Raw genomic sequence first — 22,115 nt, 5'->3', positions numbered from 1 at the left:
CACCCGTTTCATGTGCTCAAGCGCCTGTGGGGCTTTGCCAAGGTGCGCTACCGAGGCCTGGCCAAGAACGCCAACCGCGCCTTCACGGCGCTGGCGATGGTCAACCTGTACATGGCCGCACGGCGCGTGCCGGCATTGGTGCGCCCGTAATGGGCCCATCATGGCCCGGGCGGGCGCCGAAGGGCCCGCCAGTAAGGCCCTCGAGGCCGTAGAACGCGCCAAAAACGCTCCGTTTCGCCCCGCGCAGGACAATCTCGCCGCGGCGCGGGGCTTGATCAGCGTTTCCCTAGGTAAAAACCCCGGAGTCAAGCCCGGGTTTGTCAAGAAAGCGACAGCGGTGTGCGGCCTGGCGTGCAGCGTGGCCGATCGGGCGAATGGCCAGGATTGATCGGGGTTGTCGGGCCGCTGGGGGTGTCGTGCAGGGGGCGCTCGGGGCGATCATTTCGATTGGCGCAATAGTGCATTGCAGGTGCAGCCCGACGCGGTGCTACGATGCGACCCAGCCGCGCATCGGGCGCGGTCACGTCGCTCGGACGGTTCCGGGCGCTCACGTTGAAAGTCTTCTCATGACCAGCCTGCCAGGTCAGCGCCGCTTCGCGCGCATCGACCGCCTGCCTCCCTACGTCTTCAACATCACGGCCGAGCTCAAGCTGGCCGCCCGCCGCCGCGGCGAGGACATCATCGACATGAGCATGGGCAACCCCGATGGGGCCACGCCGGCGCACATCGTGGCCAAGCTGGCCGAGGTGGCCCAGCGGCCCGACACGCATGGCTACTCGTCTTCCAAGGGCATTCCTCGCTTGCGCCGCGCCATTGCGCATTGGTACCAGGGCCGCTATGGCGTGGAGGTCGACCCGGAGCGCGAGGCCATCGTCACCATCGGCTCCAAGGAGGGGCTGGCTCACCTGATGCTGGCCACGCTGGACCGTGGCGACACCGTGCTCGTGCCCGACCCGAGCTATCCCATCCACATCTACGGCGCGGTGATCGCCGGCGCCGACATCCGCTCGGTGCCGCTGGTGCCGGGCGTGGACTTCTTTGCCGAGCTGGAACGCGCCATCCGCGGCAGCTACCCCAAGCCCAAGATGATGGTGCTGGGTTTTCCGAGCAACCCCACGGCCCACTGCGTGGAGCTGGATTTCTTCGAGCGCGTGATCGCGCTGGCCAAGAAGCACGACATGCTCGTGGTGCATGACCTGGCCTATGCCGACATCGTTTTCGACGGCTGGAAGGCGCCGTCCATCTTGCAGGTTCGCGGCGCCAAGGACGTGGCGGTGGAGTTCTTCACGCTGAGCAAGAGCTACAACATGGCCGGCTGGCGTGTGGGCTTCATGGTGGGCAATGCCGACCTGGTGGCCGCGCTGGCGCGCATCAAGAGCTACCACGACTATGGCAGCTTCACGCCGGTGCAGGTGGCCGCCATTGCCGCCTTGGAAGGCGACCAGCAGTGCGTCAAAGACATCGCGGCCCAATACCAGCGCCGCCGCGACGTGCTGGTCAAGGGCCTGCGTGAAGCCGGCTGGTCGGTGGACACCCCCAAGGCCTCGATGTACATCTGGGCGCGCATTCCCGAGCCCTATCGGGCCTTGGGCTCGCTGGAGTTTTCCAAACAGCTGCTGGCGCGCGCCAAGGTCTGCGTCTCGCCGGGCATCGGTTTTGGCGACCATGGCGACGACCATGTGCGCTTTGCCCTCATCGAAAACGAAGCGCGCATCCGCCAGGCGGTGCGCGGCATCAAGGCCATGTTCAAGGCCGATGGATTGAGCGCGACATGAGCGACGTGTTCGAACGCGCCAAGGCGCTGTTCTTCGACGGGCTGGCCCATCTGCAGGCCGGCCGGCTGGTCCAGGCCGAACAGGCTTTCAGCGACTCGCTGGCGCTCGTGCCGGGCCGCGCCTCCACGTTGAGCAATCTGGGCGTGGTGCGCCGCCGGCTGGGTCGGCTGGAGGCGGCCTTGCAATGCTTCGACCAGCTGGTGCGTGTGCAGCCCGAAGCCGCCGAATCCTGGCTGTGCCGCGCCGAGGTGCTGCTGCAGCTGGACCGCCATGACGAGGCGCTGGCCGATTATGAGCGCTGCCTGGCCATCGACCCCCACCAGGCGCTGGCCTGGAGCCGGCGCGGCAGTCTCTTGCGCTTGGCCGGACAGCTGGAGGAGGCGGCCGATGCGTTCGAGCGCGCGGTGCGCCTGGGTGATGACTCCGAGACCACGCGCTTCTTCCTGGCCGCGGTGGCGGCCCGCTCGGCCCCGCCGCCGGCGGCGCCCACCGGCTATGTGCAAAGCCTGTTCGACGACTATGCCGAAGACTTCGACCAGCACCTGGTCGAGGTGCTGCACTATGACGTGCCGCAGCGTCTGCTCGCCCCCTTGTCCGGGCAGCGCTTCGGCCAAGCGCTGGACCTGGGGTGCGGCACTGGCCTGTGCGCGCCGCGCCTGGCGGCGCTGGCCGGCGCGGTCGATGCGGTGGATCTGTCCGAACGCATGGTGGCCAAGGCGCGCGAGCGCGGCCTGTACCGCGAGCTGACCCAGTCCGACTTGGTGAGCCATTTGCAGACCACCGAGCGCCGCTACGACCTCGTCGTGGCGGCCGATGTCTTCATCTACATCGGCGACCTCGCCGGCGTGTTCGCTGGCGTGCGGCGCGTGCTCGAGCCTGGAGGCGTGTTCGCCTTTTCCGCCGAGCAAGGCGACGAGACACGCGACTTCACGCTGCGTCCCAGCCTCACCTATGGCCATGCCTCGGGCTACGTGAAGCGGCTGGCCGCCCAGCACGGCTTCGAGGTGACCGACCTGCAGCCGCAGGCCTTGCGCGAAGATCAGCGCCAGCCGGTGCCGGGCTGGCTGGTGTGGCTGCGGCGGCCGGCCTGAGGCTTCAAGCGCCCCGGCCCGGGGCCCCGTGGCACTTCTTGTACTTCTTGCCGCTGCCGCAAGGACAGGGGGCGTTGCGGCCCGGCTGCGCAGGCTTGCGCACCGTGGCCACCGGTTGGCGTGAGGCGCGCTCGCGCCAGAAGTCACGCAGGTCATAGACGGCCCACAAGGCGTCGGCCAGGCGCTCGTCGGGGCTCATCGCGCGGGCCTCGGGGGGCATGTCGGCCTCGTCGCTGGCCAGGATCTCGAACAGCTGCAGGCAGCCATCGACGAATTCGTTGCCCGGGTCGTCGGCCGGCAGCAGCCAATCGTCCTCGAAGGCGTCCACGCATTGCAGAAAGCCGCCGGCCCACACCGCCCCCAGGCGCGGCCAGTCTTGCGGGGTGCCGCGTTCGGCCTCGGGCGTGTGCTCGCGCACGGTATCCCAGTCGGTCAACAGCGGGCTCAAGGCGCGTTCGTCGTCCAGGCGCTGCACCGGGGCATCGACCGCGCGCAGCACCTCGGCAGCGCGCCGACGCACCAGAGCAAGAAACTCCTCACGCTGGGCTTCATCGGCAAAGGGCGGCTGCGGTCCCAGCAGCGCGGGCAGCGCGTCGTCCAGAGGCCTGTGCTGCGGTCCGCAGGCCAGCGCGGCGAGGAAGCCGTCGAGCTGCTCCAGATCGGGCACGGCCTCGTCGTGCTCGGCCAGTGCGTTGAGCAGGTGTTCCAGCCGATCGAGCTCGGCTTCGGTCAAAGGCGCGGGGGCAGTGGTGGGCATGGCCGAATTGTCGCAGCTGTGGCCCCCCAAGTGCGGGGCTGCCGCGGGCGCGCCCCCTTCAGTACCATCCCGTGACACTGCCCTTGCGATTTCGACCCCCGTGCTCACCGTCTACCTGGTCGAGGATGACCCTTTGCTTGCGCGGCATGTGCTCGAGGCCCTCGCCCAGGCCGAAGGCATCGATTGCGTTGGTCACGCCGACCGCCTGTCGGTGGCCCGCGAGGAGCTGCCGCGACGTTGCCCGCACGTGCTGCTGTCCGATCTGGGCTTGCCCGATGGAGACGGCACCGAGCTGATCCGCGAGATCAGCCAGTCGGCCGGCCCGTGGCGCCCGCACATCCTGGTGTATTCGGTGTTTGGCGACGAGGCCAAGGTGATCCATGCGATCGAATCGGGTGCCGATGGTTACTTCCTCAAAGGCTGTTCCGACCGCGATCTGATCCATGCCGTGCGCCGCGCGGCCGACGGCGAGTCGCCGATTTCGCCGGCGATCGCCCGCTACTTGCTCAAGCGCTTCGGTCACGCCGAGCCCACGCCCTCGGGCTTCGATGGCGCGGCAGCACCGCCGTCGGATGAATTGCAGCTGACCGCGCCGGAGCATGCCGTGTTGCGGCTGGTGGCGCAGGGCTATTTGGCCGAGGAAGTGGGTGAGCGCTTGATGATGTCGGCGCACACGGTGGCCACCCTCGTGCGCGCCGTCTATGCCAAGCTGCAGGTGGGACAACGCACGGCCTTGGGCCTGGCCGGTTGATCCATGACGGTACGACTGCGCCGCGCGGCTCGCGGTGGGTTGCCATGGGTGCTGATCCTGGCCGCGATGCTGCTGGGTCTGGCCCGTGGGTCCGCACCGGCTTCGGTCCACCGGCTCATTCATGCCGAGCTGACCGATCACACCCAACCTGCGCAGCCTGCCCGACCGGTGACCTTGCCCGATGCCTGGGAGCATTCCGCGCCGCGCCGCGACGGCCGCGTAAGCTACCGCCTGGCCGTGCCGTCGGCGGCCTTGGCTGGCGATCAGCCGGCAGTTTTCCTGCGACGGGTGGGCAATGTCTTTCGCGTGACCTTCAACGGGGAGTTGGTGCTGTCGGTGGGCGAGGACCGGCGGCCCGTGTCCAACTACGGCCAGGAGCCCCATCTGCTTCGACTGCCGCCCCACCTGGTGCGCCCCCAAGACAACGAACTCGTGATCGACGTGATCGGCCAGCCGCGCCGAGAGGCCGGCCTGTCCAGCGTCTGGGTGGGGCCGGCGACGGCGTTGGAGCCGATGTACGAGTGGGCCATGGACTGGCAGGTGCGCGGATCGTGGGTCCTCAGCAGCACCAGCGCGACGCTGGGCGTCTTGGCCTTGTTGCTGGCGTGGCGCACGCGGCAGGCGGTGTACGCCTGGTTCGGTCTGGGCAATTTGATCTGGGCATGGCGTGTCATCGCCTTGCATGTGCACGATCCGGGGGCTTGGGCGGGGCTGTTGCACTGGGCCTTCGAGCTGTCGTATTCCTTGTTCGTCGCCTGCATGGGCTTGTTCTTGCTGAGACTGGGGCAAAGCGATGGGCCCTGGGCGCGGCGCGGCTTCGCGCTGTTCGTGGCAGTGGCCGCCGGGCTGTCTTTGGCCAATGCGGCCTTGAACCTGCCGCTGCTGCGCACGATCCAGCTCTTGCTGACCCTGGTGGTGACGCTTTGGACCGCGGTGATCTTGGCGCGTTTGGCTCTCCAGCGGCGCACTTACCCCACCTGGCTGATGCTGGCGGCCGTGGTCATCGGGGCCTTCTGCGGGGCGCGCGATTGGATCGTGTTTCGGTTGTGGCAAGACTACGAGGCTTACACCTGGACACGCTATGCCGTCTTGGCCTTGATCCTGGTGATGGTGTGGCATCTGGTCGAAGACTATGCACGCAGCCTGTCGGCGCAGCGAGAACTCAACCGGCACTTGCAAGCCGCGCTGCAGGCCAAGCAGGAGGAGCTCGAGCGCATCTACCAAGAGCGCCGCGAATCGGACCGTCAGCAAGCCGTGATGGCCGAACGCGACCGGCTGTTGCGCGACATGCACGACGGCTTGGGGGGCCGGCTGGTCAGTGCCATCGCGCTGGCGCGCCAGCTGCCGGCGCCGCCCGACGCTGACGCGACCCTGCGGGACTTGCGCATGGCCCTGGACGATTGCCTGACCGAATTGCGTTTGACGCTGGATTCCCTAGAGGCCGAGCAGCACAGCTTGGGCGAGGCCTTGGCGGAGATGCGTTTCCGCTTGGAGCCCTCGTTGCGCGCTGCCGGCATCCGATTGGTGTGGGACGTGCAAGACCAGGCCATGGATGCCCACCTGCCGGCCGGCCACACCTTGCAGGTGCTGCGCATCGTGCGCGAGGCGTTCACCAATGTCATCAAGCATGCCCAGGCCACGGTGGTGTGGTTGACCCTGACGCGCCAGGGCGAGCAGCTGCGTCTGACCGTGCTCGACAACGGCCTCAGCCAACGCGCCGAGGGCCAGTCGCCCAGCCTCTTGAGTTTGCAAGGCGGCAAGCGGGGCATGGCCAACATGCAGCAGCGAGCCGCCCTGCTCGGTGGTCATCTGGAGGTGGGGCCCCATCCGAACGGCTGGCAGGTGGACTTGCGTTTCCCGCTGCCTGGGGCCGCCGAGGCGGCCCAGTCGTCGCGGCCCAGCCTGTCGGGGGCGGCCTGAGAACCGCGCTGGGGGTGCGGCCCCGCGGCGCACGCGTTCAGGTTGTCGGCGGGGCGGTGTCGATGAAGCTCTGGCGCTGGGCCAGCTTGTCGTACAGACGCGCGAGGTTGGGGTAAGGCTCTCGCCAGTCGATGTGGGGGAAGCGGAACTCGAGATAGCCCAGGGCCACACCGGTGGCGATGTCGGCCAGGGAGAAATGGTTGCCGCTGCACCAGGCCTTCTCACCCAAGCCCAGGCTCATGGCTTTCAAGGCGGCGTGGACTTTGGCCAGATGGCGATCGATCCAGGCTTGACTGCGTTGCGCCTCGGTGCGGCCGGGCCAGGTTTGCTCCAACCGCACCGCGATGCTGGCGTCGAGCAAGCCGTCGGCCAGCGCTTCCCAGGTGCGTACCTCCACCCGCTCGCGGCCCGAGGCCGGGATCAAGCGGCCCACGGGGGACAGCGTGTCCACGTATTCGACGATGACGCGCGAATCGAACACGGCCTCACCGCCTTCCATCACCAGGCAAGGCACCTTGCCCAGAGGGTTGGAGGCCGAGATACGGGTGTCGGCCGACCAGACGTCTTCCAGTTCCAGGCGATAGTCGAGCTTTTTTTCGGCCATCACGATGCGCACTTTGCGCACGTAGGGGCTGGTCAGCGATCCGATCAGTTTCATAGGGGGGCTTGTCAGACGTGTTTGGCAAGCGATTCTAGCGAGCGCGCCTGGAGGGCGTGGGCTGACGCGCCCCCTCGAACAGGGAGGCGCTGGGCCGCTTCGCAAGACCCCTGGGCGCAAGGCCGGCGAGCGCTGCGGCCGCAGCCCCTGCACGCGGCGCCTAAAATCAAGGGTTTGCCTCGACCTGCCTCTTCGGCCTGCCTGCCATGGACCTCTTTGCCCTGACTGCCCTGTCGCCGCTCGATGGCCGCTATGCCGCCAAGGTCGCCGCGCTGCGGCCGCTGCTCAGCGAGTTCGGCCTGATGCACCGCCGCGTGCAGGTCGAAGTCGAGTGGTTCATCGCGCTGTCGGACGCGGGCTGGGCCGAGTTCAAGCCGTTGAGCGATGCGGCCCGCGCCTACCTGCGAGCCCTGGTCAGCGGCTTTTCGGTGGCCGATGCCCAGGCCATCAAAGACATCGAAAAGACCACCAATCACGATGTGAAGGCGGTCGAGTACTGGCTCAAGTCGCGCTTCGAAGGCCATCCCGAGCTGCAAGCCGCCAGCGAATTCGTGCATTTCGCCTGCACCAGCGAAGACATCAACAACACCAGTCATGCGCTGATGTTGCAGGCCGCCCGGCAGCAGGTGCTGTTGCCGGCGCTCGACGGGGTCATCGCCAGCTTGCGCGAGCTGGCCCATGGCTTGGCCGACGTGCCCATGCTCAGCCGCACCCACGGCCAGACGGCCAGCCCCACCACGGTGGGCAAGGAGGTGGCCAACGTGGTGGCGCGCCTGCGCGCTGCGCGCGAGCGCATCGCCCAGGTCAAGCTCTTGGCCAAGATGAACGGGGCGGTGGGCAACTACAACGCGCACTTGGCGGCCTATCCAGAGCACGATTGGGAGGCTTTCAGCCGCCAGGTGGTCGAGCAGCGCCTCGGGCTGGTGTTCAACCCCTACACCATCCAGATCGAGCCGCACGACTACATGGCCGAGCTCTTCGATGCCGTGGCGCGGGCCAACACCATCTTGATCGACTGGTCACGCGATGTGTGGGGCTACATCAGCTTGGGCTACTTCAAGCAGAAGACCCGCGCAGGCGAAATCGGCTCGTCGACCATGCCGCACAAGGTCAACCCGATCGACTTCGAGAATGCCGAAGGCAACTTCGGCTTGGCCAATGCGGTGCTCACGCACCTGAGCCAGAAGCTGCCCATCAGCCGCTGGCAGCGCGACCTGACCGATTCGACCGTGCTGCGCAACATGGGCGTGGCCCTGGGCTATGCGGTGCTGGGCTATGACGCGCTGACGCGCGGCCTGGGCAAGCTGGAGGTCCACCGCGAGGCTTTGGCAGCCGACCTCGAGGCCGCCTGGGAAGTGCTGGCCGAGCCGATCCAGACGGTGATGCGTCGCTACGGCCTGCCCCAGCCCTACGAGCGACTCAAGGAACTCACTCGCGGCAAGACCATCACGCGCGAGGCCATCCAGCAGTTCATCCAGACGCTGGAGTTGCCGCAGGCCGAAAAAGACCGGCTGCTGGCGATGACGCCGGCGAACTACACCGGCTTGGCCGAGGCGTTGGCCCGACGCATCTGAGGCGCGGGCTCAGCGGGCGCTGACCCAGCGGTGCTGGGCGGCGAACCATCCGGCTGCGGCCGCGCCCAGCGTGATGGCCGTGAACAGTGGCCCAGCGGCCGACCAATCGCCCAGCAGGTCGTGGCTGAAGCCCAGGGCCAAGGGGCCCAGCGCGGCCAGGCCGTAGCCCACGCCCTGGGACATGCCCGACAGCCTGGCCGCCGTGGGGGCATCGGGCGAGCGCAGCACGATGAGCAGCAGCGCCACGCTGAACTGCCCGCCCTGCCCCAGGCCCTGGAGCACGGCCCACAGCCACAGGCCGTCCAGCGGGCCGGCCACACAGCCCCACCAGCCGGCCAGCGCCAGCCCCAGCATCAGCAGCAGCGTGGGGCGCTGATCGGTGCCCCAACGCATGGCCAGCCAGGGCCCGGTGAAGGCGGTCAGCAGTTGCACCAGCACCGACACCGAGACCACTAGGCCCGCGTGCAGGGGCTCCACGCCGCGGGCGCTCAGGAGGGGGGCCAGCCAGCCGAACACACAATAGGCCAGGGCCGATTGCAGCCCCATGTACAGCGTGACGGCCCAGGCCAGCCGGTCGCCCCACAGCGGCGCGCCCGGCGGTGCCGGGGCGGCACCGGCCGGCTGGCGCACCTGAGGCCACCACAGCGCCGCGGCAATCAGCGCGAGCACGGCCCAGGCGGCCAGCGCGGCGCGCCAGCTGCCGCCAAAGGCCTGCATGAGCGGCACCGTCGCCCCGGCGGCCAGGGCCGCCCCCAGACACAGTGCCATGGTGTACAGCCCCATCATGGGGCCGATGTGCTGCGGGAAATCGCGTTTGATCAGGCTGGGCAACAGCACGCCGATGATGCCGATGGAGGCCCCGGCCAGCAAAGCGCCGAGGAACAGCCCGCCGGCGCCCAGCACGGCCCGCAAGGCCGTGCCGGCGGCCAGCACCAGCAGCACGACGAAGACGGTGCGCTCACTGCCCCAGCGGCCAGCCAGGCGAGGAGCCAGCGGCGCGAACAGACCCAGGCACAGCACGGGCAACGTGGTCAGCAGGCCCGCGGCGGTGGCCGACAGGCCCAGGCTGGCCTGAATCCAGGCCAGCACTGGCGAGACGCTGGACAGCGCCGGGCGCAGATTGAGGCTGACGAGCACGAGCCCGGCGATCAGCAGGCCCAGGGACGCGGCGGGACGGGTTGGTGCGGACAAGGCTCAGCGTTGCGTGGATGGGGGCGGCGCAGGCGGCAGCGGGTCGAGCGCGTCGAGAATGGGCTGCAGCAGTTCGCGAGCAGCGCGGGCCGCGCCTTCGGGGTCGCGCTGGGCGACGGCTTCGGCCACGGCCACATGGGCGGCGTAATCGGGCTCGGGCAGATCGGGCCGAGACATCATGCCCTTGAGCGTGGCCCGCACGGCACGCGAGAAGAAGCCATAGAGCTTGGCCAGGGCCGGGTTGTGCGCGGCATCGACGATGGCCCGGTGGAAGGCCAGGTCATGCTCGATGAAGACCTCGCGGCGCCGCCGGTCGGGGCGTTCGCCGCGCAATGCCAGGGCCGCGAAGATGCGCTCCAAGTCCTCGGGGGTGCGGCGCTGAGCGGCCAGCCGGGCGGCTTCCACCTCCAGCATCGCGCGCACTTCCAGATGCTCGCGCAAGGACGCGCCGCTCAGGCCATGCGCCATGTCGGTGGTGTCCACCGCCGAGCGCACATAGGTGCCGTCGCCTTGGCGCACTTCCAGCAACCCGCTGTAGGCCAGCACCCGCACCGCTTCGCGCACGGTGTTGCGGCTCATGCCCAACTCGGCGGCCAGCTCCGGCTCGATCGGGATGCGTTCGCCCACGCGCCAGACGCCGCGTTCGAGCCGTTGGCGCATCGCATCAACGGCCACGTCCACGAGGGAGCGTCGAGGCAAGGTGGGCGTATCCACGGCAGGCGCAGGCAAAATCGTCGGATGATTGTAGGCCGCTGCGAGTCCCTTTGCAGCAGCCTGGCGCGGGCGCTGGTCGCACCGATGTGGCCGGTTCTCCCGGTTTGTCCCAGTGTGGCCGCCGGGGCCGCTGCCTAGGATGAAGGCTTCCCTTTCATTCCTCTCGACGGAGACGCCCCATGAAACGAGCGATACGTTGGGGCCTGAGCGCGCTGGCCTGGATGGTCGCGCTCGGCGCCTCGGCCCAGGAAGTGACGCTGAAGTTCCACCACATCTGGAACACCCAGGCCATGGCCTCGCAGCGCGTGATCACGCCGTGGTGCGACAAGATCGCGGCGGATTCGAACAACCGCTTGAAGTGCCAGATCTTCCCGGCCATGTCCCTGGGCGGCACGCCGCCGCAACTGGTGGACCAGGTGCGCGATGGCGTGGCTGATTTGATCATCACCCTGCCGGGCTATACCGCCGGGCGTTTTCCGATGATGGAGGTGTTCGAGCTGCCTTTCATGACGCGTTCGGCCGAGTCCGGCGCGCAAGCGGCCTGGGACTATCTGCAAAAGCATGCGCTGAAGGAATTCCCCGGCACCAAGATTCTGGCCGTGTGGGTGCATGACCAGGGCTATGTGCACACCCGCGAGCGACCGGTGCGCACGCTGGCCGACTTCAAGGGCCTGAAGATGCGCGCGCCCACGCGGCAGACCAACAAGCTGCTGAGCAAGCTGGGCGCCACGCCGGTGGGCATGCCGCTGCCGGCCATTCCCGAAGCGGTGAGCAAGGGCGTGATCGATGGCTTCTTGCTGCCTTGGGAAGTGATGCCCTCGTTGCGCCTGCACGAGATGGTGAAGTTCCACTCCGAGACCGATGCGGCCAAGCCGGCGCTGTATTCGGCGGTGTTCATCTTCGGCATGAACCAGGCGAAATACGACAGCCTGAGCCCCGAGCTGAAGGCCGTGATCGATCGCAACAGCGGCTTGGCACTGTCCAAGCAGATCGGTCAGATCTGGGACGACAGCAAGGCCGCCGGGCGCAAGGCCGCCGTCGATCGGGGCAACACGTTCTATACCGTGCCGGCCAGCGAGCTGGACCACTGGATCGCGGCCTCGGCCTCTCTGTATGACGAATGGGTGGCCGACATGGACAAGCGCGGCGCCAATGGCAAGGTGCTGCTGCAAGACGCGCGCGACCTGCTGGCCAAGTACGGCGGCAAGTAGGGCGCTTTTACAATCGGGGGCATGTCTTTCATCGATCAGCTCCACGCGGCCGAACGCCTCAACGACTCGCTCTTGTGCGTGGGGCTGGACCCCGATGTGGCCAAGTTCCCCGCGCCCTGGCGCGGCCAGCCCTCGCGCATCTTTGATTTCTGCGCGGCCATCGTCGAGGCCACGCGCGATCTGGTGATCGCCTACAAGCCGCAGATCGCCTACTTCGCCGCACACCGCGCCGAAGACCAGCTCGAGCGGCTGATGGCCTATATCCGCCAAGTGGCCCCGCAGGTGCCGGTGATCCTGGATGCCAAGCGGGGCGACATCGGCTCCACGGCCGAACAATACGCCCGTGAAGCCTTTGAGCGCTATGGGGCCGATGCGGTCACGCTGTCGCCCTTCATGGGCTTCGATTCCATCGAGCCATATTTGCGCTACCCGGACAAGGGGGCGATCTTGCTGTGCCGCACCTCCAATGCCGGCGGGGCGGACTTGCAAAACCAGCGCCTGGCCGAGCTGGAGGGGCAGCCGCGGCTGTACGAGCATGTGGCCCGTTTGGCCCAGGGGCCGTGGAATCGCACGGGCCAGCTCGGCTTGGTGGTGGGGGCCACTTATCCGGCGGAGATCGCGCGCGTGCGCGAGTTGGCGCCCACCGTGCCCTTGCTGATTCCCGGCGTGGGCGCCCAAGGGGGCGATGCCACGGCCACCGTGAAAGCCGGCTATCGCGAGAGCGAGGGCCGCATCACGGGCTTGGTGGTGGTCAACGTCGGCCGCAGCGTGCTGTACGCCAGCAGCGGCCCGGACTTCGCCAGTGCCGCCCGGCGCGCGGCACTGGCCCTGCGCAGCGAGCTCAACGCGGCGCGGCGCTGAGCGCCTCGGGCGCCTGGGCCAGCAGAGGCAAGCGCCGCACCCGCTGGCCGGTCAATGCAAACCAGGCGTTGAGCAGCGCTGGCGCCGCCGGCGGCGTGCCGGGTTCGCCCACGCCGGCCGGTGGCCGGTGGCTGGGCACGATGTGGGTTTCGATCACGGGGGTTTCGGCCAGCGACAGCAGTCGAGCCGTGTCGAAGTTCTTCTGCAGCACCTCGCCGCCGCGGATGTCCACCCGCCCATACAGCGCGGCGCTCAGCCCGAAGATCACCCCGCCTTCCATTTGCTGGGCCACGATGCCGGGGTGCACCACGGTGCCGCAATCGATCGCGCAGACCACGCGGTGCACGCGCGGGCGGCCGGCTTCCTGCGAGATTTCCATCACTTCGGCGACGATGGAGCCGAAGCTTTCGTGCAGGGCCAGGCCACGGGCGCGGCCGGCCGGCAGCGGGCGGTCCCACTGGGCCTTGTCGGCGGCCAGCTTGAGCACCTCCGCATGGCGCGGATGCCGTGCCAGCAGGCTCAGACGAAAGGCCAGCGGGTCTTGGCCGGCGGCATGGGCCAGCTCATCGATGAAGCACTCGGTGAAAAACGCGTGGTGCGAATGGCCCACCGAGCGCCAGTAGCCGATCGGCACGCCGCTGCGCGTGGCTCGATGAGCGATACGCTGGTGCGGCACTTCGTAGGGCAGGTCAAAGAAGCCTTCGGCCGCGGTTTTGTCCGGCGCGTCCCAGCGCGTGGCCCAGGCCGGACGCTGCCGTGCGATCCAGCGCGGCGTGATCGCATCGCCGGCCACCGTCATGCGCAGGGCCTGCGGGCGACCGCTCGCATCCAGTGCCGCCCGCATCACGGCCACGCCGGCCGGGCGGTAGAAGTCGTGGCTGAAGTCCTCCTCACGCGGCCACACCAGCTGCACCGGGCGGCCGCCCGTCTCCATCGCGATGCGGACCGCCTGGGCGATGTAGTCCGTCTCCAAGCGCCGCCCGAAGCCGCCCCCCAGCAAGGTCAGGTGCAGCTCCACCGCCTCCGGCGCTACCCCGGCCACGCGCGCGGCCACTTCGCGGGCGAACGTGGGCACTTGGGTGGGCGCCCACAGCGTGACGCGGCCGTCGCGCACCTGGGCGGTGCAGTTCATCGGCTCCATCGTGGCATGGGCCAGATAGGGCGCGTGATAGACGACTTCGAGCAGGCGCGCGGCCGCCGCTTCGGCCGCATCCACATCGCCGCGCCGATGGAAGGGCAGCCCGCCGGCGGTGTCCTGGGCCTGGCGGGCGGCCTGCTCCAGGTCGGCCTCGATGCGCTGCGTGTCCAGCAGGCCCACGGCCGGGTCGTGTGGCGGGGGATGCCATTGCACGTCCAGCGTGCGCGCGGCCTGCATCGCATGCCAGGTGCTGCGCGCCACCACGGCCACCGCCGCCGTCGAGCCGGCCAGCGCAGGCAAGCGCACCACGCGCAGCACGCCTGGGCGGCGCAGCGCGGCATCCACATCCACCCGGCCCGGGCTGCCACCGAGCATCGGGCAGTGGCGCACCACCGCGAACAACACGCCCTCGGGTCGGACATCCAGGCCAAACACCGCCGAGCCGTTCACTTTGGCCGGCACATCGGTGCGCAGCGGCTGGTGGCCGATCAAGCGCCATTGTTCGCGCGGCTTGAGGCGGATGTTGCGGGCGCTGACGGTCAGGGCCGCGGCCTGGCGCGCGAACTCGCCGAAGTGTGCGCGCTGGCCCGAGGGATGTTCGATGATGCCGTCGGCGATGCGCAGCTCATCGACCGGCAGCCGCCATTGCAGGGCTGCTGCGCCCAGCAGCTGCGCACGCGCGGTGGCCGCCGCCAGCGGCAGCACCTCCCAGGCATCGGCAATGCTGGAGGAGCCGCCGGTGACATTGATGCCCAGCTCGCGCGCCAGCTTGGCCACGAACCAGCGGCCGGCGCGCACCAGGCGTGTTTCTTGGCCGGGTTCGCGCTCGTCGGGGTGGAAGGGCAAGGCCCCGAGGAACATCGCCACATTGCCGTACAGCGACTCCGGACCGGCTTGCTCCAGCCGCAGGCGTTCCAGGCCGATGTCGAGCTGTTCGGCCACCAGCATCGGCAAGGCGGTGTGCACGCCCTGGCCCATCTCGCTGCGGTGCATGGCCAGCACCACCTGGCCGTCGGGGGTGATCTTGATCCAGCCGTTGAGCTGGATGTCGCGCTCGTCGGCGCCGAGGGCGCCACGCCGGCCGAGACGGTCCCGCACCGGCCAAGCGCCCCAGCCCACCACCAAGGCGCCACCGACGGCCGCTGCGCTGAGCAGGAAGTGTCGGCGCTTCATGCGGATTTCACCTTCAGCGGTTGGCGCGGCGTGCGGGCCGGACGCATTTGCACCGCCGCGGTGCGGATGGCCTCGCGCACGCGCGGATAGGTGCCGCAGCGGCACAAATTGCTGATGGCCGCATCGATTTGCGCTTCGGTGGGCTCGGGCGTGCGGTCCAGCAGCGCGGCGGCGGCCATCAACATGCCGCTTTGGCAATAGCCGCATTGCGGCACCTGGTGGGCGATCCACGCGGCTTGCAGCGGGTGCGGGGCCTGCGGCGTGCCCAAACCTTCGATGGTCTGGATCGCACGCCCGGCCACCGACGCCAGCGGCGTGACGCAGGAGCGCACCGCCTGGCCGTCCAAGCGCACGGTGCAGGCCCCGCAGGCGGCGATGCCGCAGCCGTATTTGGTGCCGGTCAGGTGCAGCACGTCGCGCAGCACCCACAACAGGGGCATCGAGGGATCGACCGCCTCGTCGGGCACCTCGTGCGGGCGGCCATTGATGAGCAGTTGCATGGCTGGGCAATCCGTATTCAAAAGTGTATACACATGTGTGGACGCCTCATGTGCACCAGCTTGAACTCCATCGTGGTGCAGGTACGGCTTTTGCATGAAGGCGGTCCGTCCGAACTTCGACGACCCACTGGAGAGTTTCCATCATGACATTGCATATCCGTCACATCGTGCGCACCTGCGGCCTGGCGCTGCTCGGTCTTGGGTGGGCCGGGGCAGCGCTGGCGCAGTCCTCGTCGGTGCAGTTGTATGGCCTGCTGGATCTGGCCATCGGTTCTTATCAAACCAGCGGTGGCCAACGGCTCGGCCGGATCGAATCGGGCGGCATGACCACCAGCTACATCGGGTTCAGCGGCAAGGAGGATTTGGGCGGCGGGCTGGCCGCCACGTTCACGCTGGATCATTTTCTGCGTGCCGACACGGGCGAGGCCGCGCGCTTCGGTGGCGATACGTTTTGGGCGCGCAATGCTCACGTGGGCGTCAGTGGGGGCTTCGGCAGTGTCTACCTGGGGCGTCGTGCCACGCCGATGTTCGTGGCCACTTTGCTGTTCAACCCGTTTGGCGACTCTTTCGGCTTTTCGCCGTCGATTCGCAGCTATTACGGCGCCACCGGCGTGCTGGCGGGCGACTCCGGCTGGAACGATGCGATCAGTTATGCCTCGCCGCGCCTCCTGGGTGCTGCCACGGTGAACCTGCAATATGCGCTGAAGGAATCGGGCAACGGCGCCAATGTCGGAGCCAATGTGCTGTACTTCGGCGGGCCGCTGGCCGCGGCCGTGGCGGCTCAGCAGGTCAAGAAGGGCCTGACCGTTGGCAAAGAAACGGCGTATCAGCTGGGGGCCAGCTACACGGTGGGGGCGGCCAAGCTGTTCGCTCAGTACGGGCGGATCGAGGAGCGCACCGCGCTCGATCTGGACGACGACATCTACCAGCTCGGCCTGTCCTACCGGGTCGGTGCCGGCTCGCTGTTGGCGTCCTGGGGTGTGCGCCAGACCACCGGGGATGCCCCGTCCAAGCGCCGCATGGCCAGCCTGGGCTATGACCATTTCCTGTCCAAGCGCACCGATGTCTACGCGGTGTACATGGTGGACAAGCTCCGCGCCACCGAGGCCGGCCACACCGTGGCTGTGGGGCTGCGCCATCGGTTCTGAGCGGTCGTGCATGACGCCGCGCGCCTCATGCATGGGGGCGGTCCCGCAAGGGCTGCCCATCGACGAAGGCGATCAGCTCGCCTGCGGCCAGCGGCGTCCAGGTCTCGTCGCGGGTGAGCGGCTCGGTGACGATCACGGCCACCCGGTCCTGCGGCGAGGCCAGCTCGGCGAAGTTCACGCGCAGGTCCTCGTCTTGCAGCGTGGCCGCGCCAAAGGGGTGCTCGCGCACCAGGTAATGCAAGCGCGTGGAGCAATGCGCCCATAGCGCGCAGCCGTTGCTCAGCATGAAGTTGAAGGTGCCGTGCCGCGCCACCTGCGGCACCAGCTCGGCCAGCGTGTCGGTGAGCTGCTGGGGCGTGGGCACCATCGCATGGTTTTTGGCCAGTTCCTGCATCAGCCAACAGAAGGCGGCTTCGCTGTCGGTGTCGCCCACCGGCCGAAAGGCGGCATGGAGATTGGGCGCAAAGCCGGGCAGGTCGCCGTTGTGGGCAAACACCCAGTACCGCCCCCACAGCTCGCGCACGAAGGGGTGGCAGTTTTCCAACTTCACGGCGCCCTGGGTGGCTTTGCGGATGTGGGCGATGACGTTGGTGCTGCGGATCGGGTAGCGCCGGATCAGCTCGGCCACCGGCGAGTGCAGGGCCGATTGGGCATCGACGAACAGCCGGGTGCCTTTGCCTTCGAAGAAGGCGATGCCGAAGCCGTCGGCATGCTCGTGCGAGCGTGAGGCAAAGCCGGTGAAGCTGAACACGATGTCGGTGGGGGTGTTGCAGTTCATGCCCAGCAGCTGGCACATGCGTGTGGACCTTTCCCTGGATGCACAGCCCCGATTGTGCGCATGCCGGCGCCGATTGCGGCAGCGGCATGCGCGGCTGGCCGGCGTCAGCCGCCGGCCTTCACCTTCAGGCGCCAGGCGTGCAGCAGCGGCTCGGTGTAGCCATTGGGCTGCGCCACGCCTTGGAACACCAGGTCTTGCGCGGCCTGGAAGGCGGCGCCTTCAGGGTGGGCCACCAGGCTCTTGTAGGCCGGGTCGCCGGCGTTTTGACGATCGACCACCGCGGCCATGCGCTTGAAGGTCTCGCGCACCTGGGCTTCGGTCACGACGCCATGCAACAACCAGTTGGCGATGTGCTGGCTGGAGATGCGCAGCGTCGCACGGTCTTCCATCAGGCCCACGTTGTGGATGTCGGGCACCTTGGAGCAGCCCACGCCTTGGTCGATCCAGCGCACCACGTAGCCGAGGATGCCCTGCACGTTGTTGTCCAGCTCCTGCTGCTTGTCGGCGGCCGACCAGTTCGGGTTGGGCGCCACCGGCACCTGGAGCAAGTCGTTCAGGAGGGCATCGCGCTCGGCGTCGGCATCGATTTTCTCCAGCTCGCGCTGCACCGCGGCCACGTCCACCTGGTGGTAGTGCAGCGCATGCAGCGTGGCCGCCGTGGGCGAGGGCACCCAGGCGGTGTTGGCGCCGGCCTTGGGATGGGCGATTTTTTGCTCGAGCATCGCGGCCATCAGGTCGGGCATGGCCCACATGCCCTTGCCGATCTGGGCGCGCCCGCGCAGGCCGCACTTGAGGCCCACCAGCACGTTGTTGCGCTCGTAAGCGGCAATCCACTTGGTGGTTTTCATGTCGCCCTTGCGCAGCATCGGGCCGGCACGCATCGCGCTGTGGATTTCGTCGCCGGTGCGGTCCAAAAAGCCGGTGTTGATGAAGGCCACACGGCTGGCGGCCGCGGCGATGCAGGCCTTCAGGTTCACACTGGTGCGGCGCTCTTCGTCCATGATGCCCAGCTTGACGGTGCTGTCGGGCAAGCCCAGCATCTGCTCGACACGGCCGAACAGCTCGTTGGCAAAGGCCACCTCGGCCGGGCCGTGCATCTTGGGCTTGACGATGTAGACGCTGCCGGTGCGCGAGTTGCGCAGGCCACTTTGGCGTTTCAAGTCCACCAGCGCGATGGTGGTGGTGATCACCGCGTCCATGATCCCTTCGGGGATCTCCTTGCCGCCGTCGTACAGGATGGCCGAGTTGGTCATCAGGTGGCCCACATTGCGCACGAACAGCAGCGAGCGGCCGTGCAGCACCACGGGCTGGCCGTCCGGGCCGGTGTATTCACGGTCGGGGTTCAAGCGGCGAGTGAAGGTCTTGCCGCCTTTGGTGACTTCTTCGGTCAGGGTGCCTTGCAAGATGCCCAGCCAATTGCGGTAGCCGGCGACTTTGTCGGCGGCATCCACGGCGGCCACCGAGTCTTCCAAGTCCAGGATGGTCGACAGCGCGGCCTCCAGCACCACGTCGGCCACGCCAGCCGGATCGGTGCTGCCGATGGGGTGGCTGCGGTCGATGCGGATCTCCACATGCAGACCGTGGTGGCGCAGCAGCACGGCCGAGGGGGCCGCGGGCTCGCCCTGGTAGCCGACGAACTGCGACGGCTCCTGCAAGCCGGTGCTGGCGCCGCCGCGCAGTTGCACGCGCAGCTGGCCGCCGTCGATCGCGTAGCCCGTGGCGTCTTTGTGCGAGCCCTGGGCCAGCGGGGCGGCCTGGTCGAGGAAGTTGCGCGCAAAGGCGATCACCTTGGCGCCGCGCACCGGGTTGTAGCCCGGGCCCTTCTCGGCCCCGCCGGTCTCGGGGATGGCATCCGTGCCGTACAAGGCGTCATACAGCGAGCCCCAGCGTGCATTGGCGGCATTGAGCGCGTAACGGGCGTTCAGAATCGGCACCACCAGCTGCGGGCCGGCTTGCAGGGCCAGCTCGGCGTCCACGTTGGCCGTGGTGGCTTGCACCTGCGCCGGCTGCGGCAGCAGGTAGCCGATGCGCTCCAGAAAGGCTCGGTACGCCGGCATGTCGGTGATCGGGCCGGGATGGGCGGCATGCCAGGCATCGAGCTCGGCTTGCAAGCGGTCGCGCTCGGCCAGCAGCGCGGCATTCTTCGGCGCCAGGTCGTGCACGATCGCATCGAAGCCGGCCCAGAAGCTGCGGCTGTCCACGCCGGTGGCCGGCAGCACCTGGTCTTCGATGAAGCGGTACAGCTCGGTGGCGACTTGCAGTCGATGGACGGTGGTGCGTGAGCTCATGGGTGGGGTCCTCGGATGAAATGGAGAAAAAACGAATCCGCTCGGGGGTCAAGGACGGGCCGCACGCGTGGCTGAGGCGTCGATCAGAGCCAGCAGTTCGCGCAGGTGGCGTCCCTCGTGGTGAGGGGCGGTGCCCAGCTCCTCCGGCGGGGCGCCGCTGCGGTTGAGCCAGAAGGTGGTGTAGCCGAACCAGGTCGCGCCCACGGCATCCCAGCCATTGCTCGAGACGAACAAGACCTGGCGGGGCACCAATGTGGGCTGGCGGCGGCGCAGGACCTCCAAGCCCAGCGCATAGACGCGCGGATCGGGCTTGAAGCAGCGCACCGGTTCGACGCTGATGACATGGTCCAGGACCTCGGACAGGCCGGCGCTTTTGACCGCCACCTCCAGCATCGCCGGGTCGCCATTGCTCAGGATGCCCGTGGGCAGCCCCCGCTGGCGCAAGGCGTGCAGCGTCTCGCGGTTTTCAGGGAAGGCGCTGAGGTGGCGGTATTGGTTCATCAGCCGCTGCTCGTGCTCGGGCGTCAGCGCCAGGCCCAGGCGCGCACAGGCATGGCGCAGCCCGTCGCGCGTGAGCTCCCAAAAGGGTCGGTAGCGCGAGCCGCCGGGGTCGGCCATGCTGACCAAGCGGGTGTATTCGATTTGCTTGTCGCGCCACAGCGCGGCCAGGGCCTCGCCGCGGCCTGGAAAAAGTTGCTCGGCGGCCAGCGCCACGCTGTAGACATCGAACAGCGTGCCGTAGGCATCGAAGAGCACGGCTTGGACGGACAGGGGGGAGGAGGCCATGGCACACACTGTATTCAAACCGCGCCCAATGATTAATCCCTGAGAAATCGCTTGATCTTTGACTTTTTGCAGCGTAGTCTGGCGCGTGATTTGTGACGAATCCGTCATGGATAAGCTCAAACAGATCGAATCTTTTGTCCAAGTGGCCACCAAAGGCAGCCTGACGGCGGCTGCCAACCTCGAAGGCGTGGCGCCGGCGGTGATCGGGCGGCGCATCGATGCGCTGGAGGCTCGCTTGGGCGTGAAGCTGCTGGTGCGCACGACCCGGCGCATCAGTCTCACGCACGAGGGCAGTGCGTTTCTGGAGGATTGCCAGCGCCTGCTCACCGATTTGGCCAATGCCGAAGCCAGCGTGTCGGCCGGCGGCGTCAAAGCCAGTGGTCATTTGCGCGTGACCGCGCCGGCAGGCTTCGGGCGGCGCCATGTGGCGCCGCTGGTACCGCGCTTTCTGCAGCTGCATCCCGAGGTTTCGCTGTCGCTGAACCTGTCGGACCGGGTGGTGGACATCGTCAACGAAGGCTTCGACTGTGCGGTGCGCGTGGGCGACTTGCCCGACTCCAGCCTGGTGAGCCTGCGCCTGGCCGACAACCGCCGCCTGTGCGTGGCCTCTCCGGCCTATCTGGAGCGCCGCGGGCGCCCGCAGCATCCCTCCGAGCTGAGCCAGCACGACTGCCTCACCCTCAGTTCGGATGCCAGCCAGACGCGGGGCTGGGCCTTCACCGTGGACGGGGCGATCGTGCATGTGCGCCCGCCGTCGCGCGTGGACTGCTCCGACGGGCAGGTGTTGCATGAATGGTGCTTGGCCGGCTTGGGATTGGCCTGGCGCTCGACCTGGGAGGTCGAAGGCGACATCGCCGCTGGCCGCCTGGTCAGCGTGCTCGACGATTTCGCCGCCCCGCCCAATGGCATTTATGCCGTCTTCGCGCAGCGCAAGCACTTGCCGTTGCGCGTGCGGCTGTGGATCGACTATCTCAAGCACACCTACGGGGATGCGGCCTATTGGCGCACGCCCGCGGCTGCGCCGACCGCTGGGGGGCGCTGACGATGTTGCTCGAGGCTTTGCTGGCCTATGCCCACATCGCCGCCATCCTGGGGTGGGTCGTGTTCATGACCAGCCAGGCTGCGTTGTGTCGTGTGGAGTGGATGAACGCGGCCGTGGTGCACCGCCTGGGCCGACTCGATCGCCTGACCGATGTGGCCGCCCTCAGCGTGCTGGCCACCGGCTTGGCGCGGGCCGGGTGGGGCCTCAAAGGCTGGGACTGGGCGTGGGCCCAACCGCTGTTGCATCTGAAGCTGGCGCTATTTCTTGGCATCGGCCTGATGGCCATCCCGCCGGCGCGGGCCTATCGGCGTTGGCGCGCGGCGCTGGCCGCCGGACAGGGGCTGCCCCAGCCATCAGAGGTGCGCCAGGCGCGCCGCTGGATCATGATCCAGGCCCATGCGCTGTTGCTGCTGCCGCTGGCGGGCAGCCTGCTGGCGCGGGGCCTGGGGGGACGCTGATCAGCTCTTCTTCAGGCATTGGCTCATGAAGGCCTTGCGCTCGTCGCCCTTGAGCGCGCCGGCTTCGGCATTGCAGGCTTTCATCTTGTCCTGCTGGGCCTTGCGCTTGTCGGTCAGGCAGTCCTTCATGAAGGCTTTGCGCTCCTCGCCCTTGAGGTCGGCGGCTTTCTTGTTGCACTCGGCCATGCGGGTTTGCTGACGGGTGGGCTCTTTGGCGTCTTGTGCCCAAGGCGACGTGCAGGCCAGGGCCAAAGAAGCGGCAATCAGAACATGCTTCATGGAGGGTCTCCGTGGGGGGGTG

20 protein-coding genes and 1 pseudogene are annotated in these 22,115 nt (G+C 68.2%); 11 read left to right on the top strand and 10 right to left on the bottom strand.

Going from position 1 to position 22,115, the window contains the following annotated elements; translation table 11 throughout:
• The 3 genes and pseudogenes from F615_RS19860 to F615_RS17935 form a co-directional block, all read left to right on the top strand.
• Window positions 1-150, top strand: a pseudogene (locus F615_RS19860) (IS5/IS1182 family transposase); the annotation flags it as partial.
• 416 nt (window positions 151-566) lie between these two features.
• Window positions 567-1,775: an alanine transaminase gene (alaC, locus tag F615_RS0107265; protein WP_019560516.1), complete on the top strand. Its 1,209-nt coding sequence runs from the start codon at window positions 567-569 to the stop codon at window positions 1,773-1,775.
• Entirely contained in the window at window positions 1,772-2,866 is a 1,095-nt protein-coding gene (locus F615_RS17935; protein WP_019560515.1) for a tetratricopeptide repeat protein, read from the top strand. Before alaC ends, F615_RS17935 begins: the two co-directional genes overlap by 4 nt.
• A 4-nt stretch (window positions 2,867-2,870) precedes the next feature.
• Here the strand turns inward: F615_RS17935 and F615_RS17930 are convergent, their stop codons facing one another.
• The gene (locus tag F615_RS17930; RefSeq protein WP_019560514.1) at window positions 2,871-3,623 is read right to left on the bottom strand and encodes a UPF0149 family protein; all 753 of its coding nucleotides are present in this window, start codon (window positions 3,621-3,623) and stop codon (window positions 2,871-2,873) included.
• A 100-nt stretch (window positions 3,624-3,723) separates the two neighbouring features.
• Between F615_RS17930 and F615_RS0107250 the strand changes: the two genes are divergently transcribed.
• Both F615_RS0107250 and F615_RS0107245 read left to right on the top strand, forming a co-directional pair.
• Complete coding sequence (locus F615_RS0107250; protein ID WP_019560513.1) at window positions 3,724-4,374, top strand: response regulator transcription factor; 651 nt, start codon at window positions 3,724-3,726, stop codon at window positions 4,372-4,374.
• 3 nt (window positions 4,375-4,377) lie between these two features.
• On the top strand, window positions 4,378-6,294 hold the full coding sequence (locus tag F615_RS0107245; protein WP_019560512.1) for a sensor histidine kinase: 1,917 nt from the start codon (window positions 4,378-4,380) through the stop codon (window positions 6,292-6,294).
• 37 nt (window positions 6,295-6,331) lie between these two features.
• On the opposite strand, the gene F615_RS0107240 is transcribed toward F615_RS0107245, so the two are convergent.
• Window positions 6,332-6,952: a glutathione S-transferase family protein gene (locus tag F615_RS0107240; RefSeq protein WP_019560511.1), complete on the bottom strand. Its 621-nt coding sequence runs from the start codon at window positions 6,950-6,952 to the stop codon at window positions 6,332-6,334.
• Window positions 6,953-7,158: 206 nt separating this feature from the next.
• On the opposite strand from F615_RS0107240, the gene purB reads away from it, so the two are divergent.
• On the top strand, window positions 7,159-8,526 hold the full coding sequence (purB, locus tag F615_RS0107235; protein ID WP_019560510.1) for an adenylosuccinate lyase: 1,368 nt from the start codon (window positions 7,159-7,161) through the stop codon (window positions 8,524-8,526).
• A gap of 9 nt (window positions 8,527-8,535) precedes the next feature.
• Here the strand turns inward: purB and F615_RS0107230 are convergent, their stop codons facing one another.
• Complete coding sequence (locus F615_RS0107230; RefSeq protein ID WP_245558342.1) at window positions 8,536-9,717, bottom strand: MFS transporter; 1,182 nt, start codon at window positions 9,715-9,717, stop codon at window positions 8,536-8,538.
• A 3-nt stretch (window positions 9,718-9,720) separates the two neighbouring features.
• Window positions 9,721-10,416, bottom strand: coding sequence for a FadR/GntR family transcriptional regulator (locus F615_RS0107225; protein WP_232301048.1), 696 nt, complete (start codon window positions 10,414-10,416; stop codon window positions 9,721-9,723).
• A gap of 194 nt (window positions 10,417-10,610) precedes the next feature.
• On the opposite strand from F615_RS0107225, the gene F615_RS0107220 reads away from it, so the two are divergent.
• Entirely contained in the window at window positions 10,611-11,642 is a 1,032-nt protein-coding gene (locus tag F615_RS0107220; RefSeq protein ID WP_019560508.1) for a TRAP transporter substrate-binding protein, read from the top strand.
• A gap of 21 nt (window positions 11,643-11,663) precedes the next feature.
• Window positions 11,664-12,503, top strand: coding sequence for an orotidine-5'-phosphate decarboxylase (gene pyrF, locus F615_RS0107215; RefSeq protein WP_019560507.1), 840 nt, complete (start codon window positions 11,664-11,666; stop codon window positions 12,501-12,503).
• Here pyrF and F615_RS17925 read toward each other — a convergent pair.
• On the bottom strand, window positions 12,484-14,814 hold the full coding sequence (locus F615_RS17925) for a xanthine dehydrogenase family protein molybdopterin-binding subunit (RefSeq protein ID WP_019560506.1): 2,331 nt from the start codon (window positions 14,812-14,814) through the stop codon (window positions 12,484-12,486). The genes pyrF and F615_RS17925 overlap by 20 nt on opposite strands.
• A complete protein-coding gene (locus tag F615_RS17920) occupies window positions 14,811-15,314 on the bottom strand; it encodes a (2Fe-2S)-binding protein (RefSeq protein WP_019560505.1) in 504 nt (167 codons plus the stop codon). The genes F615_RS17925 and F615_RS17920 overlap by 4 nt, the downstream gene beginning before the upstream one ends.
• A gap of 143 nt (window positions 15,315-15,457) precedes the next feature.
• Between F615_RS17920 and F615_RS0107200 the strand changes: the two genes are divergently transcribed.
• On the top strand, window positions 15,458-16,462 hold the full coding sequence (locus F615_RS0107200; protein WP_019560504.1) for a porin: 1,005 nt from the start codon (window positions 15,458-15,460) through the stop codon (window positions 16,460-16,462).
• Window positions 16,463-16,487: 25 nt separating this feature from the next.
• On the opposite strand, the gene F615_RS0107195 is transcribed toward F615_RS0107200, so the two are convergent.
• From F615_RS0107195 to F615_RS0107185, 3 genes are all read right to left on the bottom strand, one after another.
• Complete coding sequence (locus F615_RS0107195; protein WP_019560503.1) at window positions 16,488-17,258, bottom strand: class II glutamine amidotransferase; 771 nt, start codon at window positions 17,256-17,258, stop codon at window positions 16,488-16,490.
• Window positions 17,259-17,344: 86 nt separating this feature from the next.
• Entirely contained in the window at window positions 17,345-19,528 is a 2,184-nt protein-coding gene (locus F615_RS0107190; RefSeq protein WP_019560502.1) for a malate synthase G, read from the bottom strand.
• A 48-nt stretch (window positions 19,529-19,576) separates the two neighbouring features.
• Window positions 19,577-20,314: a haloacid dehalogenase type II gene (locus F615_RS0107185; RefSeq protein WP_019560501.1), complete on the bottom strand. Its 738-nt coding sequence runs from the start codon at window positions 20,312-20,314 to the stop codon at window positions 19,577-19,579.
• 106 nt (window positions 20,315-20,420) lie between these two features.
• Here F615_RS0107185 and F615_RS0107180 point away from each other — a divergent pair, with 106 nt between their 5' ends.
• Together F615_RS0107180 and F615_RS0107175 are read left to right on the top strand one after the other, a co-directional pair.
• Window positions 20,421-21,356, top strand: coding sequence for a LysR family transcriptional regulator (locus F615_RS0107180; RefSeq protein ID WP_019560500.1), 936 nt, complete (start codon window positions 20,421-20,423; stop codon window positions 21,354-21,356).
• A 2-nt stretch (window positions 21,357-21,358) separates the two neighbouring features.
• The gene (locus F615_RS0107175) at window positions 21,359-21,814 is read left to right on the top strand and encodes a DUF2214 family protein (protein WP_026330109.1); all 456 of its coding nucleotides are present in this window, start codon (window positions 21,359-21,361) and stop codon (window positions 21,812-21,814) included.
• Here F615_RS0107175 and F615_RS0107170 read toward each other — a convergent pair whose 3' ends face one another.
• Window positions 21,815-22,093 carry a PsiF family protein gene (locus tag F615_RS0107170; protein ID WP_019560498.1) on the bottom strand — a complete coding sequence of 93 codons (279 nt, stop codon included), beginning with the start codon at window positions 22,091-22,093 and terminating at the stop codon, window positions 21,815-21,817.
• Window positions 22,094-22,115 lie beyond the last annotated feature (22 nt).

It is taken from the genome of Caldimonas manganoxidans ATCC BAA-369 (assembly GCF_000381125.1).
Classification (GTDB): domain Bacteria; phylum Pseudomonadota; class Gammaproteobacteria; order Burkholderiales; family Burkholderiaceae_C; genus Caldimonas; species Caldimonas manganoxidans.
The sequence above is the reverse complement of the archived record's forward strand: the minus strand, read 5'-3'. Positions and strand labels throughout refer to the sequence as shown.